General features: G+C 70.1%; 11 protein-coding genes. 2 read left to right on the forward strand and 9 right to left on the reverse strand.

Annotated features, from left to right (window positions below; all coding sequences use genetic code 11):
- Positions 1-2: 2 nt before the first annotated feature.
- The 3 genes from NAF06_RS06800 to NAF06_RS06810 all read right to left on the reverse strand — a co-directional run bounded on the left by NAF06_RS06800 (position 3) and on the right by NAF06_RS06810 (position 3,134).
- Positions 3-395 carry a PIN domain-containing protein gene (locus NAF06_RS06800; RefSeq protein WP_008585075.1) on the reverse strand — a complete coding sequence of 131 codons (393 nt, stop codon included), beginning with the start codon at positions 393-395 and terminating at the stop codon, positions 3-5.
- A complete protein-coding gene (locus tag NAF06_RS06805) occupies positions 392-604 on the reverse strand; it encodes a DUF7557 family protein (protein WP_048077898.1) in 213 nt (70 codons plus the stop codon). Before NAF06_RS06805 ends, NAF06_RS06800 begins: the two co-directional genes overlap by 4 nt.
- 64 nt (positions 605-668) lie before the next feature.
- Positions 669-3,134 (reverse strand): DEAD/DEAH box helicase, encoded by a 2,466-nt coding sequence (locus NAF06_RS06810; protein ID WP_008585071.1) that lies wholly within the window; start codon positions 3,132-3,134, stop codon positions 669-671.
- A 312-nt stretch (positions 3,135-3,446) separates the two neighbouring features.
- Here NAF06_RS06810 and NAF06_RS06815 point away from each other — a divergent pair, with 312 nt between their 5' ends.
- Positions 3,447-3,887, forward strand: coding sequence for a DUF5807 family protein (locus NAF06_RS06815; RefSeq protein WP_008585068.1), 441 nt, complete (start codon positions 3,447-3,449; stop codon positions 3,885-3,887).
- A 147-nt stretch (positions 3,888-4,034) separates the two neighbouring features.
- Here the strand turns inward: NAF06_RS06815 and NAF06_RS06820 are convergent, their stop codons facing one another.
- The 3 genes from NAF06_RS06820 to NAF06_RS06830 all read right to left on the reverse strand — a co-directional run bounded on the left by NAF06_RS06820 (position 4,035) and on the right by NAF06_RS06830 (position 8,756).
- Positions 4,035-5,687 (reverse strand): long-chain fatty acid--CoA ligase, encoded by a 1,653-nt coding sequence (locus tag NAF06_RS06820; RefSeq protein ID WP_008585066.1) that lies wholly within the window; start codon positions 5,685-5,687, stop codon positions 4,035-4,037.
- Between the two features lie 451 nt (positions 5,688-6,138).
- Positions 6,139-7,443 carry a homoserine O-acetyltransferase MetX gene (gene metX / locus NAF06_RS06825; protein ID WP_008585064.1) on the reverse strand — a complete coding sequence of 435 codons (1,305 nt, stop codon included), beginning with the start codon at positions 7,441-7,443 and terminating at the stop codon, positions 6,139-6,141.
- Positions 7,440-8,756 (reverse strand): O-acetylhomoserine aminocarboxypropyltransferase/cysteine synthase family protein, encoded by a 1,317-nt coding sequence (locus NAF06_RS06830; RefSeq protein WP_008585062.1) that lies wholly within the window; start codon positions 8,754-8,756, stop codon positions 7,440-7,442. Before NAF06_RS06830 ends, metX begins: the two co-directional genes overlap by 4 nt.
- 152 nt (positions 8,757-8,908) lie before the next feature.
- Between NAF06_RS06830 and recJ the strand changes: the two genes are divergently transcribed.
- Entirely contained in the window at positions 8,909-10,327 is a 1,419-nt protein-coding gene (recJ, locus tag NAF06_RS06835; RefSeq protein WP_008585060.1) for a RecJ family nuclease, read from the forward strand.
- Positions 10,328-10,378: 51 nt separating this feature from the next.
- Here the strand turns inward: recJ and NAF06_RS06840 are convergent, their stop codons facing one another.
- From NAF06_RS06840 to NAF06_RS06850, 3 genes are all read right to left on the reverse strand, one after another.
- Positions 10,379-11,896 (reverse strand): molybdopterin-dependent oxidoreductase, encoded by a 1,518-nt coding sequence (locus tag NAF06_RS06840; RefSeq protein WP_008585059.1) that lies wholly within the window; start codon positions 11,894-11,896, stop codon positions 10,379-10,381.
- Positions 11,897-11,899: 3 nt separating this feature from the next.
- Positions 11,900-12,052, reverse strand: coding sequence for a hypothetical protein (locus NAF06_RS06845; RefSeq protein WP_160162877.1), 153 nt, complete (start codon positions 12,050-12,052; stop codon positions 11,900-11,902).
- Positions 12,053-12,224: 172 nt separating this feature from the next.
- A complete protein-coding gene (locus NAF06_RS06850; protein ID WP_006628953.1) occupies positions 12,225-12,788 on the reverse strand; it encodes a HalX domain-containing protein in 564 nt (187 codons plus the stop codon).
- Between the last annotated feature and the right edge of the window lie 141 nt (positions 12,789-12,929).

Consider the following 12,929-nt stretch of genomic DNA (forward strand, 5'->3'; position numbering starts at 1 on the left):
ATTCAGACAAAGTCGACGATGAGTCGATCCGTGATCCCGTCCACGTCGAAGTCGGCGTCGGCCACTGCGAGTCGTTCGCCCCGAAGCGCGGCGACGCCGGCGATGTACGCGTCACGGGCGGCGAGCGGCTCGCCCGTCGCTCGCAGTTCGTCTTGAAGGGTCGCCGCCGCCCGAGCGCTCGCCGCCGACATCTCGATCACGTCGATCCAGGTCAACGCCTCGTCGATTGCGTCGAGATCCGTCTCGCCCGTCTTGAAAACTTCTCCTTGATACACCTCGAACAGTACCAGCGGCGGGGCGACCGCCCGCTCGTCGGCGTGTAACTCGACGTATTCGACCGCAGCGTCACGTCCCGCGAGGTAGTCAATGAGGACGCTACTGTCGTACAGCGTCACCGCGAGTCGACCCCGCGTTTCATCTCTCGACGCTTAGCTCGCGCACGTTCCGCCGCGTCGGTCCCTTCCCACAGGCCAGCACCCGAGCGGACGTTTTCACGACGTTCGCGGAGCAGCCGCGTCAACAGCTCGTCGAACGTCTCGTCGTCTCCCTTGAGCGACGCGAGCGCGGCGTGTGTCTCCTCGTCGACGCGGATACTCTTGCTCATACAGTTCCGTATACACATCTGTATACAATATTGTTTCGCCGGTCGACGCGCTCGTCGTCCGATGTTACTCGTACTCGCTCCCGACGACTTCGCGGATGCGCTCCGCGGTCACCGGGCCGACGCCGTCGACCTCCAGCAGGTCGTCCTCGGGCGCGGTCATCACGGCCTCGACCGTGCCGAAGTGTTCGAGCAGGGTGCGCGCGGTGACCGGGCCGATGTCGGCGATGGAGGAGACGACGTACTCCTGCTGTTCGGCGCGGGTCTTCGTCGTCTTCTCGCCGTGGACGCTCACCTCGCGGTCGCGCGTCTCCTGTTCCCGTTTCGCGACCGTCGCGAGCAGTTCGGTGGTGTCCTCCTCGCCCTCAGTCCGGAGGACGCTCACGTCGAAGTCGACCGCGAGCGACGCGAGCGCGCCGCGGATCGCGTTGGGGTCGATGTCGCGCTGCCCGTAGAGGTTCGTCCCCTCGACGACCATCACGGGGCGGGCGTACGCCCGCGAGAGCTCGCCGACCTGCTCGAACATCGAGCGGTCGGAATCGAGCATGGAGTCGACGAAGTCGGCCGCGGACTTCCGCTCGACGGCGACCCGGTCGGAGAGCACGTAGTCGCCGACCGCGAGCGTCTCCAGCCGCGTGACGAGCCCGTCGCGCGTCGAGAGGTCCTTCGCGATCGAGGAGTCGAGCTCGCGCTGGTCGACGACGACCTCGACCCCGTCGTCGACGCCCGCGGTCGCGACGACGCCGTCGTCGTCATTATCGTCGTCTTCGCCGGTCTCCTCCTCGGCGGTCTCCTCGCCGTCGCCTTCCGCTCCGTCCCGGGCTTCGGCCGCGAAGTCCGTGAGTCCGGCGTCGGTCTCCCCGTCGCCGCCGGACTCCTCGCCCGCGTCGTCCGCCCCCTCGTCGACTTCGGCGTCCGCGTCGTCGCCCTCGCCGTCGGATCCCCCGGAGAACGCGTCGAGGCCGGCCTGCCCGTCGTCGCCGACGGTCTCCTCGATGTCGTCGGTCGCCTCCTTCAGCTCGGCGAGCTGGCTCGCCATCTCCTTCTCGCGGCGGCGCGAGATCCAGAAGAACGCCTCGTCGCGGGTGTCCTCGGCCATCAGGACGACCACCTTCCCCTCGGCCTGCCGGCCGGTCCGCCCCTTGCGCTGGATCGAGCGGATCGCGGTCGGGACCGGTTCGTAGAAGCAGACCAGATCGACCTCGGGCACGTCCAGCCCCTCCTCGGCGACGCTCGTGGAGACGAGCACCTCGAACTCGCCGGCCTTGAACTCGTCGAGCGTCTCCTGCTGCTGTTTCTGGCTCATCCCGTCGGAGCCGTCCTTGTCGCCCTGCCCGACGAACTTCCGCACGTCGAAGCTCGCGGAGAGGAACTCCACGAGCGCCTCCGCGGTGTCGCGGGACTCGGTGAACAGGATGGCGCGCTCGCCCTCGTTGATCCCGAGCGTCTCCGCGAGCAGGATCCGGGCCTTCGAGAACTTCGGGTGGAGGCCGTCGAACGACTCCGCCTTCCGCATCGCCTCGCGCACCTTCGGGTCCGCGACCATCCGCTGGCTCGCCTTCGACGCGCCCGACGACCTGGCGGCCTCGCGCTGGCGCTCGAAGTAGCGCCGGACGGACTCGACCGACTGCGTCTCGACCAGTTCGGTCGCGCGCCGGAGCTTCATCACCTCGGCGTGGGTGGACATCCCCTTGTACCCGTCCGACTGGTCGTTGTCCATCATCTTCTTCAGCTTCCCCCGCATCGCGTTGAGGTCCTTCTGTGACAGGTCGGGGTTCGTCGTGTTCGTCACGCCGAGCGACTTGAGCTTCTCCAGCCGGTCGGTGATCACCTCGTTGAGCGCGTCGCGGATCGCGAGCACCTCGTCCGGGAGGGTGACCTGCTCCCACTGGACGTCGGTGTCGTGGGTGTACTCGTCGACGTCGGCGTCCTCCTCGGTCATCACCTCGACGTTGACCAGCCCGAGGTTCTCACAGACCGTCTCGATCTCCTCGGTGTCGCCGCCGGGCGAGGCCGACATCCCGGTGACGAGCGGGTCGGCCGCGTCGGCGTGGTAGCGCTCCGCGATGTACACGTACGCGTAGTCGCCGGTCGCGCGGTGGCACTCGTCGAACGTGAGGTGGGTCACGTCCCGCAGCGAGATCCGGTTGCCGACGAGGTCGTTCTCGACCACCTGCGGGGTCGCGATCACGATCCGGGCGTCGTCCCACAGCGCCGCGCGGTCGTCGGGCTTCACGTCGCCCGTGAACACGACGACCTCGTCGTCGGGGATCGAGAGCGCCTCGCGGTAGAAGTCCGCGTGCTGCTGGACGAGGGGTTTCGTGGGGGCCAAAAAGAGCGCCTTCCCGCCCGCCTCGTGGAGCCGTTCCGCGGTGACGAGCAGGCTGACCGTCGTCTTGCCGAGGCCGGTCGGGAGACAGACGAGGGTGTGTTCGTCGGCGGCGGCGTCAGCCAGCTGGAGCTGGTAACGGCGTCGCTGTAGGAACCCGTCGACGAGCAGGTCTCGGTCGATCCCGGCGGCTTCGGTCGCCATCGCCGGTGCTTCGCCGCCTTCGGCCTAAAGCCTTCGCGAAGCGGGGTGAAAGTTATCTGTCCCCGGAGCGCTCCTCTCGGAATTCCTCCGGGACGTCCTCGTCGACCAGCTGCGCCCACTCCGCGAGCCGGTCGCCGGATCGTGTCTGCGCGCTCATCACGCGACGGATCTCCGTGGTACGTATTAACGCTTACCCCTATTCTACACGATTTAGCATCGGTCGGCGCGGAACGACCTCCCTTCGCCGCGCCGCGACCCGCGCCCTCGGCCGCGACTCGCACGCCTTTTACCGCTCACGCGCCTCCGGCCGGCATGAGCAACCTCGACGAGTTCCTCGCGGGCGAGCGGCTCGACGACGTGGTCTTCTACGTGAGCGACGCGTACCTCGACGACGACTCCCGGCTCCGGAGCGTCGGCACCGAGGTCGACGGCGGCGTCCGGCTGATCCTCGACGGCGAGACCGGCCGGTCCGCGTTCCAGGCCGGTACGGGCATGGGCGCGATGGAGTTCGCGAAGACGGCGATGGGGGCCGAAGGCGAGATCGCGCGCTCGCTCGACGACGGGGCGTGTCCCTTCGCCGCGGAGAACCCCGACGACGACCACGGGATCCGGTTCGTCTTCGCGTTCGCGGAGGCGCAAAACGAGGAGGTCGGCGGGCTCTACGCCGAGGGCGACGTGGTCCACGCGTACGCCCACTGTACCTGCGGCGAGAGCTACTCGCACAAGTGGGTCGTCGGCGACCGCGACGACTGAAAAGCGGCTGCGACGACTGAAAAGCGGCTGCGACGACTGAAAAGCGGCTGCGACGACTGAAAAGCGGCTGCGACGACTGAAAAGCGGCTGCGACGACTGAAAAGCGGCTGCGACGACCGGGCCCGCAGAATCCGGGCTACGACGCCGTCACTCGGCGTCGGGCGCGTCGTCCTCGGGGACCGCGCCCTCGACGAGCGACTGGTCGCCGTACTGCTCGCGGAGGTCCTTCTTCGAGAACTTCCCGGTGGCGGTCTTCGGCACCTCGTCGATGAACTCCACCGCGTCCGGCAGCCACCACTTGGGGTACTCCTCGCGGAGGCCGGACTCGATCCGGTCGACGAGCTCCTCGCGGTCGACGCCCTCGGCCACGACGACGAACGCCACGGGGCGCTCCTGCCAGCGCTCGTGGGGTACGCCCACCACGGCCGCCTCGCTGACGCCGTCGTACGCCATGATCGCGTTCTCCAACTCGACGCTGGAGATCCACTCCCCGCCCGACTTGATCACGTCTTTCGTCCGGTCGACGAGCTGCATGTAGCCGTCCTCGTCGACGGTGACAACGTCGCCGGTCTTCAGCCAGCCGTCGACGAACTCCTCCTCGTTGGCCTCGGGGCGCTTGAAGTACTCCTTCGTGACCCACGGCCCGCGGATGCGCAGTTCGCCGAACGCCTCGCCGTCCCACGGGATCTCCTCGCCGTCCTCGTCGATGACCTCGAACTCCAGCCCCGGCGCGACGAGCCCCTGCTTCGAGCGCTTGTTCACCTGCGTCTCGTAGTCGGCGTCGCGGAGGTCGTCCTTGAGGTGCGAGACGGTGCCGATCGGCGACAGCTCCGTCATGCCCCACGCGTGGAGCACCTCGACGTCGCGCTCGTCGTACCACTCGACCAGCGCCTTCGGCGCGGCCGCGCCGCCGATGATCACGGTGTCGAGCGTCGAGAGGTCCACCTCGTTACCCTCCTCGATGTACTCGCGGAGCCCGAGCCACACCGTCGGGACGCCCGCGGAGACGGTGACGCCCTCCTCCTCGATCAGCGCCGCGAGGTCGGCCGGATCCGGCGAGGGACCGGGATAGACGTGCTTCGCGCCCGCGGCGGTCGCCGTGAACGGCATCCCCCACGCGTTGACGTGGAACATGGGGACGACGGGCATGACCACGTCGGAGTCCTCCATCGGGATCCCCTGCGGCGTCTGGGAGGCCATCGTGTGGCTCCACAGCATCGACTGGGTGTACTCGACCCCCTTCGGCTTCCCCGTCGTGCCGGAGGTGTAACAGAGGCCGGCGGGCTGGTCGCCGTCGAGGTCGGGCCAGTCGTACTCGGTCGAGTGGTCCGCGATGAACTCCTCGTAGGCGGGCGCGTCGAGCGCGTCGATCCCCTCCGATCCCATCGCGACGAAGTCGACCCCCTCGAACTCCTCCGCGCCCTCCGCCGCGCCCGCGATCTTCTCCGCCAGCGACGGGTCGACGAAGATGATCTCGTCGTCCGCGTCGTCGACGATGTACTGGATGTGTTCGTCGGGCAGCAGCGGGTTGATCGTGTGGAGCTGCGCGCCGGTGTTCGGGACGCCGAAGTACGTCTCGAAGTGCCGCGTGTTGTTCCAGCAGAACGTCGCTACCCGGTCGCCGCGCTCGATCCCGTGAGCGTCCAAGGCGTTCGCGAGCCGCGCGGTTCGGTCGGCGTACTCGGCGTACGTGTGCCGCGTGCGCCCCTCGTGGGTGCGCGAGACGATCTCGGTGTCCGGGTACAGTCGTTCTGCGCGCCACATGAACGGTCGCAGGGTCTGAGCGTGTCCGCCTGGCATACCTCTCACACCACGTGGTCGGGAACTATGAACGTTGTCATGATTGATCGGGATGGTCCTTCGGGGCCGCGGCTTCCAGCGATTCACTCGGAATATTCGGTTCCTGCGGCCTGAGCGATGTTAATCGACACTCGCCGCCGAAGATCCAATCGCCCGGCTATCCGCGACTGGCCTCGTTGAGGTCGACTCGTGAGCGAACCCGTCGAAGCCCCGCACAGCCTCACGCCTCCCCAGCCTCGTCGGCGGTCCTCCGCTTCGCTTCGGACCGCCGACTCCAGCGAGAATCGGAGATTCTCTGGCAGCGAGGGACACGGTCCCTCTGGCAACCGGGCTTCGCCCGACTGCCCGTGGCACGTCGCGCCACGCTGTCGCCCGTGCTGACTCGCGGCGCTCCGCGCAGCTCGCAGGCACGCGCCACCGCTATACTCCCGTTCCCTCGAACGACGCTTCGCTATCCCTTGAACAGGCTCGCGTGGACGGGGGCGTGGTCGGCGTCGCCGCGGTCCGGGCGGTCGTCGCCGTCGTCGCTCCCCTCGTCGGAGACCGCCCGCCCGTCGACGCCGTCCGCGAGAAAGTCCCGGACCGGCGGGCCGACGCGTTCGGGTTCGACGAGGAACGCGTCGTGGCCGTGGTCGGAGTCGATCACGTGGTGTGCGGCCGGGGCCTCGGCCTCGTCGAAGGCGTCGGCGAGGGAGGCCGACTGCTCGACGGTGAAGTGCCAGTCGGCGGTGAAGCTCACGAGCAGCGCCTCGCCCTCGAACGCGGCGAGCGCGTCGGCGTCGGTGCCGTGGCCCGCGGCGAGGTCGTACTCGTCCATCGCGCGCGTCAGGTAGAGGTAGCTGTTCGCGTCGAAGCGGTCGCCGAACCCCTCGGCCTGGTAGTCGAGGTACGACTCGACCTCGCGGTACGGGAAGAAGCCGGCCGTCGGCTCCGGCGGGAGCCCGAGGTCGCCGTCCTCGCGCGTGAGCGAGTCGCGGCCCGCCGAGCGCCGCCCGAACTTCCGCTCCATCGACGCCTTCGAGAGGTACATGACGTGACCGATCTGGCGCGCGATGGCGAGCCCCTCCGTCGGGTCCGGCCGGTCGTCGCCGTAGTAGTCGCCGCCGTTCCAGTACTCGTCCGCGCGGATCGCCCGCCGCGCGACCGCGTCGAGCGCGAGACACTGCGCGTCGAGCCGTCCGGCGGTCGCGATGGCCACCACGCGGTCGACGTCGTCGGGGTACCGCTTCGCCCACTCCAGGGCGTTCATCCCGCCGACGCTGCCGCCGACGACCGCCCGGAGCCGCCCGACGCCGAGGTGGTCGAGCAGCCGCCGCTGCGCCCGCGCCCAGTCCTCGACCTGGACCGGCGGGAACGCGGTCCCCCACCGGTCGTGGTCGGGCTCCTCCCGGAGGTCGAGGTCCGCGGGCCGCTCGCTGGCCGGGCCGGTCGTCCCGTAACAGGAGCCGGGGACGTTCGCGCAGACGACGTAGTACTCCGTCGTGTCGATGGCCTTCCCCGGTCCGACCACGTCGTCCCACCACGCGCGGGCCTGTCCGGCCTGCCCGGCCCCGGCGGTGTCCGCGTCGCGTTCCGGTGCGGGCGACCGCGCGACGTTCTGGCTGCCGGTGAGCGCGTGACAGACCAGCACGACGTTGTCGCCGTCGAACTCGCCGTGGGTCTCGTAGGCGACCTCGAAGTCGGGCACCGACTGCCCGCACTCGAAGGTGAACTCGCCGAGCGAGGCGACGCCGTGGTCGGTCGGGACGGCGCTCATCGATTCCCCCCTCCCTCCCCGGCCTCTCCCGTCGCGGCGCGCTCGCCCGCGGCCAGTCCCGCGTCGAGGTCGTGGATTACGTCCTCGGCGTCCTCGATGCCGACCGAGAGCCGGAGCATCTCGGGGTAGACGCCCGCGAGCCGCTGTTGATCCGCGTCCATCTGCGCGTGCGTCGTGGAGGCCGGGTGGATGACGAGGGTCTTCGCGTCGCCGATGTTCGCGAGGAAACTCGTCAGGTCGACCGACTCGCAGAACGTCTTCGCGGCCTCGTAGCCGCCGTCGACGCCGAAGGTGACCATCCCGCCGAAGCCGTCGAGGTACTCGGCGGCGTTGCCGTGGCTCTCGTGGTCCTCGAACCCCGGGTACGACACCCAGTCGACGCGGTCGTCGTCGCGGAGGAACTCGGCCACCCGCCGCGCGTTCTCGCAGTGCCGCTCCATCCGCAGCGGGAGGGTGTTGAGGCCCTGGATCGTCTGCCACGCGTCGAAGGGCGACTGCTGGCCGCCGGTCGGCCGCACCCCGCGCTGGCGGGCGACGTTGGCGAACGCGGCGTCGCCGAACTGCTCGACGAAGTCGATCGGGTACGCGGGCGACTCGCCGTCGAGTTCGTCGTAGTCGGCGTCCGGGTGGTCCCACGGGAACCGCCCGCCGTCGACGACGACCCCGCCGACGGTGGTGCCGTTGCCCGTGATCCACTTCGTCGTCGACTCCCACGTGATGTCAGCGCCGTGCTCGAACGGCCGGCAGAGGTACGGGGTCGCGAACGTGTTGTCGACGACGAGCGGGACCGCGCGGTCGTGGGCGATGTCGGCGAGCCGCTCGAAGTCGGGCGTGACGAGCGAGGGGTTCGCGATCGTCTCCACGTGGACGAACGCGGTGTCGTCGTCGATCGCGTCCGCGTACGCCTCGTAGTCGAGCATGTCGACCAGCCGCGCCTCGATCCCCCGGCGGTCCGCGATGCTGGTGAGGTACGCGGCGGTGCCGCCGTACATCTCCGAGCTGGCGACGACGTTGTCGCCCGCGCTCGCGAGGACCGTCGTGATCGCGTCGAACGCGGCCATCCCCGAGCCGGTCGCGACCGCGTCCGCCCCGCCCGAGAGGTCCGCCAGCCGGTCCTCTAAGACGTTCACCGTCGGGTTCGACAGCCGGGAGTAGATGTGGCCCTCCGCCCGGAGCGCGTACAGCTCCGCCGCCGTGTCCGCGTCGTCGAAGACGTACGAGGTCGTCTGGTGGATCGGCGTGGCGCGGGCACCGGTGGCCGAGTCGGGCTCGGCTCCGGCGTGGAGACTCCGGGTGGAAAACCCACGTGTCATGTTTGTTGCTCATACGTCTACGTACTTCTATAACCGTCAGTTACGGCAATTGATGCCCCTTCGACGGGGTCCGCGGCCCCGCTCCGCCGCCCGCGGCGCTCCCGTCCCGCCGAAGCGTGCGTTTATGACCGATCGGGCACCAACCGGTCGTAATGGCAGTCGCCGCCCCAGTCCCCGACCTCGCCGACCGCGCGACCGACTGCGCCGACCGACTGCGCGAGGCCGGTCGGGTCCTCCTGGCCTCCCACATCGACGCCGACGGGATCACGAGCGCCGCGATCGCGTCCACCGCGCTCGCTCGGGCCGGCATCGACCACGAGGTCGTCTTCGAGAAGCAGCTGGACGAGGAGTCGATCGCGGGGATCGCGGCCCGCGAGTACGACGTGGTGCTGTTCACCGACTTCGGCTCCGGCCAGTTGGACATCATCGCCGACCACGAGGCGGCCGGGGACTTCGTCCCCGTCATCGCCGACCACCACCAGCCCGCCGACCGCGACACGCGGTACCACCTCAACCCGCTGCTGGAGGGGATCGACGGCGCGAGCGAGCTCTCCGGGGCCGGCGCGAGCTACCTGCTCGCCCGCGCGCTGGAGGGGCCCGACGGCGACAACCGCGACCTCGCCGGCCTCGCGGTCGTCGGCGCGGTCGGCGACATGCAGGACTCGACCGACGGCCTCGTCGGTGCCAACGAGGCGGTCGTCGCCGACGGCGTCGACGCGGGCGTCCTTGACGCGCGGACCGACCTCGACCTGTACGGCAGACAGACCCGACCGCTCCCGAAGTTCCTGGAGTACGCCTCCGACGTGAAGATCCCCGGGATCACCAACGACGAGTCGGGGGCGATCTCCTTCCTCACCGACCTCGACGTCGACGTGAAACGCGACGGGGAGTGGCGGCGCTGGGTCGACCTCGACGCCGACGAGCGCCGGGCGGTCGCCTCCGCGCTGATGCGCCGGGCGGTCGCCTCTGGCGTCCCCTCGGACCGCATCGAGGCGCTCGTCGGCACGGCGTACACGCTCGTCGACGAGGAGGTCGGCACCGAACTCCGCGACGTGAGCGAGTTCTCCACGCTGCTCAACGCGACCGCCCGCTACGAGCGCGGCGACGTCGGCCTCGCGGTGTGTCTCGGCGACCGCGGCGACGCGCTCGCGGAGGCCCGGCGGCTCCTCCGGACCCACCGCCGGAACCTCTCGGAGGGGCTCCAGTGGGTCAAAAACGAGGGCGTCACCCACGAGGAGCACCTCCAGTGGTTCGACGCCGGGTCGCGCATCCGCGAGACCATCGTCGGCATCGTCGCCGGGATGGCGGTCGGCTCGCCTGCCGTCGACCGCTCGAAGCCCGTGATCGCCTTCGCCGAGAAGAGCGCCGGGGAGCTGAAGGTGTCCTCGCGCGGGTCGCACGCGCTCGTCCGGCGGGGCCTCGACCTCTCGACGGTGATGCGCGAGGCGAGCCAGTCGGTCGGCGGCGACGGCGGCGGCCACGACGTCGCCGCGGGCGCGACGATCCCGACCGGCGAGCGCGACGCGTTCCTCGCCGAGGCGGACCGGATCGTCGGCGAACAGCTCTCGTGAGCCGTTTCGTCCGCGCTCGGGGTCGGTGGCGGCCGGACCGGGACGGCCACGTCAGCCGACCGTCCGGCGCACCCACCCCGCCGCGCCGTCCGGAACCGACCCCGTGGGATCTTCGGTCTGGAGCGTCCCCTCGCCGTCGACCGCGCGGACGACGACCTCGCGTTCCCCGTCGGGCTCGAAGACGTGTCGCCACTGCCGCCAGACGTCGGCGTCGGGGAGCGCCTCGGAGAGGTCGGCGTCGGTCCACGTGTCGCCGCCGTCGGTCGACACCTCGACGCGGTCGATCCCGCGGGTCCCCGCGTAGGCGTGGCCGGCGAGTTCGATCCGCCCGTCGCCGAGCTCCGTGATCCCCTCGTCCCAGAGCTTGGCGACCGTCTTCACCTCGCCGGTCCCCTCCCAGCCGCGCTCCTCCCAGTAGCCGTCGTCCTCGACGCTTAACAGCTCGATCTCGGAGAGCCACTTCACGTTCGTTTCGCCCCAGTGACCCGGGATCAGCACCCGGACCGGGTGGCCGTGGCCGGACGGCAGCTCCTTCCCGTTCATCCCCCACGCGAGGAAGCCGTCGGCGAGCACGTCGACCGGGAACTGGACGTAGTACCCGTCCTCGCCCCGCAGCATCGCGCAGTCGCACTCGCCCTGCGGGTCGATGGACTCCAGCAGCGGCCGGATCGGGGTCCCCGTCCAGACGGCGTTGTCCAGCTTCGGCCCGTTCAGGTCCTCCCCGACGCAGCGGAGCGTTATCGCCCGGTGTTCGACCGGGCGGTCGATCAGTTCGTCGAAGTCGACCGTCCGGTCGGACCCCGTCTCGCCGGTGAACGTCAGCGACCACTCCCCGGCGGTGACCTCCGGGTCGAACTCCGCGATGTCGACGTTGTAGAACTCGCCGATCGGACTCACCATCCCGTGGAGGTCGTCGCTCTCGACCGACAGCGCCGCCGTCTCCAGTTCCCCGAGCCGCGCGGCCGCGCCCTCGGACCGCGGCGCGTCGGGGAGCGGGTCGTCGCCCGACGCGAGCGCCCGTCGCGCCGCCGCGGCCGCGCCGACGAACCCGAGCGCCCCGGCGACGACCCCGAGAGTCCGACGGCGCACCGCGTCGACGACCGCCGACGAGTTCCTCGCGGCGGCGGGATCGTCTCCGGACGGCGTCGCGGACGAGGGGAGCCACCCGACTCCGACGACCGTCGCCGCGGGGAGCGCCGCGCCCAGCGCCCCGGTCGAGACGCCGGTCAGCCCCGCGGCGAGCAGCCACGACCCGACGCCGGCGACGGCGACGCCCGCGGCCCGCCGCTCGGTGCGCGCGGCGACCCGGAGGCCCGCGAACGCGACCGCGGCGAACAGCCCGGCCGCGACCGCGACCGCCATCGCGATGTGGATCAGGTGTCCCGCGTCGCCGAGGGTCTCGATCGCGGTCGTCACGATCGGGCCGGGGGTCAGGTTGACGAGCGCCTGGTCGATCGGCCGGACGACGAACGACGGCGTCCACCCCGTGACGAGGTACGACCCGGCGACCGCGGCCGCGCCGGCCGCCGCCGCGAGGAACGCGTCTCGATGCTCGGAAACGCTGATCACGATCTACGTAGGGGTCACGGTCACTTGAACCACGTCCTCGACCGTCGGGTACTCGTGGCCGTCCCCCGTCCCCCCGCCGAGACATCCGGCGAGTGCCGGCGTCGCGAGTCCGCCGCTCGTCGTCGGGAACCGCCGCCGCGCGCCTCGTCTCGTCATGGTCTCCACGAGGGCGATGGCGGGGATATAGATTTTTCAACTACCGGACGAATTCGGGGCGGAATCGGGGCGAAGTCCGCTCAAACTTCGTTCCGGATCGCGTCGCTGTCGGCGGATTCTCTGACGGTACGGGAGCACAGTATCGGCGGACGAACGAACGAGACGCGCCGCGTCAGGCCTCGCCGAGGTCGCGGAACATCGCGCGGTAGTCGTCGGTCGACAGCGACTCGCCGAGGTCGTCGATGTCGGCGTCCAAGTCCTCAAGGCGCTCGACGAGCTCGGCGTACGCCTCGTTCCCCTCGCGCTGTGCGGCCGGCTTCTGTGAACTCAACACGGCGCGCTTGCTGGCGAGCGCGGCGGCCTCTCGGACGAGGTCGTCGTACTCGCTGCGCGTCAGGAGGGTGTCGATGGCCGCGAGCAGCTTCGAGCGGCTCACCGGCTTGGTGAGGTACAGGTCGAACCCCATGTCGATGATGTCGAAGTCGGGCTCGACCGCGGTGACCATCGCCACGCGGCAGTCGTACCCCTCCTCGCGGATGTGCGCTAAGACGTCGTCGCCGCTCCCGTCCGGGAGCCGCCGGTCGAGCAGCACCACGTCGACGGCGGCGTCGACCCGATCGATCGCCTCGGCGGCGGTCTCGGCGACGTCGACCGCGTACTGCTCCTCGAGGAAGCCGGCGTACAGCGCCGCGATGTCGGGCTCGTCCTCCACGACGAGTATCGACGGCTCGCTCACCGTCGATCACCGTCGCGCGTGACGGGGCGCGCTTCACCGGGCATACACGAAGGAGCGGTATGTCGAGAGATAAAACTGTCGCCGTTTGTTCGCCCGATGTACTGAACCGTCTTTTATATACACCGCCCGCCAAAGGGGAGA

It is taken from the genome of Halorubrum hochsteinianum (assembly GCF_023702125.1).
In the GTDB taxonomy this organism is placed as follows: Archaea; Halobacteriota; Halobacteria; order Halobacteriales; family Haloferacaceae; genus Halorubrum; species Halorubrum hochsteinianum.

Bases quoted from the DNA above. Each gene is read 5' to 3' on its own strand.
- NAF06_RS06815 (WP_008585068.1), top strand. From the start codon at position 3,447: ATGAGCAACCTCGACGAGTTCCTCGCGGGCGAGCGGCTCGACGACGTG.
- NAF06_RS06810 (WP_008585071.1), bottom strand. From the start codon at position 3,134: ATGGCGACCGAAGCCGCCGGGATCGACCGAGACCTGCTCGTCGACGGG.
- NAF06_RS06805 (WP_048077898.1), bottom strand. From the start codon at position 604: ATGAGCAAGAGTATCCGCGTCGACGAGGAGACACACGCCGCGCTCGCG.
- metX (WP_008585064.1), bottom strand. From the start codon at position 7,443: ATGAGCGCCGTCCCGACCGACCACGGCGTCGCCTCGCTCGGCGAGTTC.
- NAF06_RS06830 (WP_008585062.1), bottom strand. From the start codon at position 8,756: ATGACACGTGGGTTTTCCACCCGGAGTCTCCACGCCGGAGCCGAGCCC.
- recJ (WP_008585060.1), top strand. From the start codon at position 8,909: ATGGCAGTCGCCGCCCCAGTCCCCGACCTCGCCGACCGCGCGACCGAC.
- NAF06_RS06845 (WP_160162877.1), bottom strand. From the start codon at position 12,052: ATGACGAGACGAGGCGCGCGGCGGCGGTTCCCGACGACGAGCGGCGGA.
- NAF06_RS06820 (WP_008585066.1), bottom strand. From the start codon at position 5,687: ATGCCAGGCGGACACGCTCAGACCCTGCGACCGTTCATGTGGCGCGCA.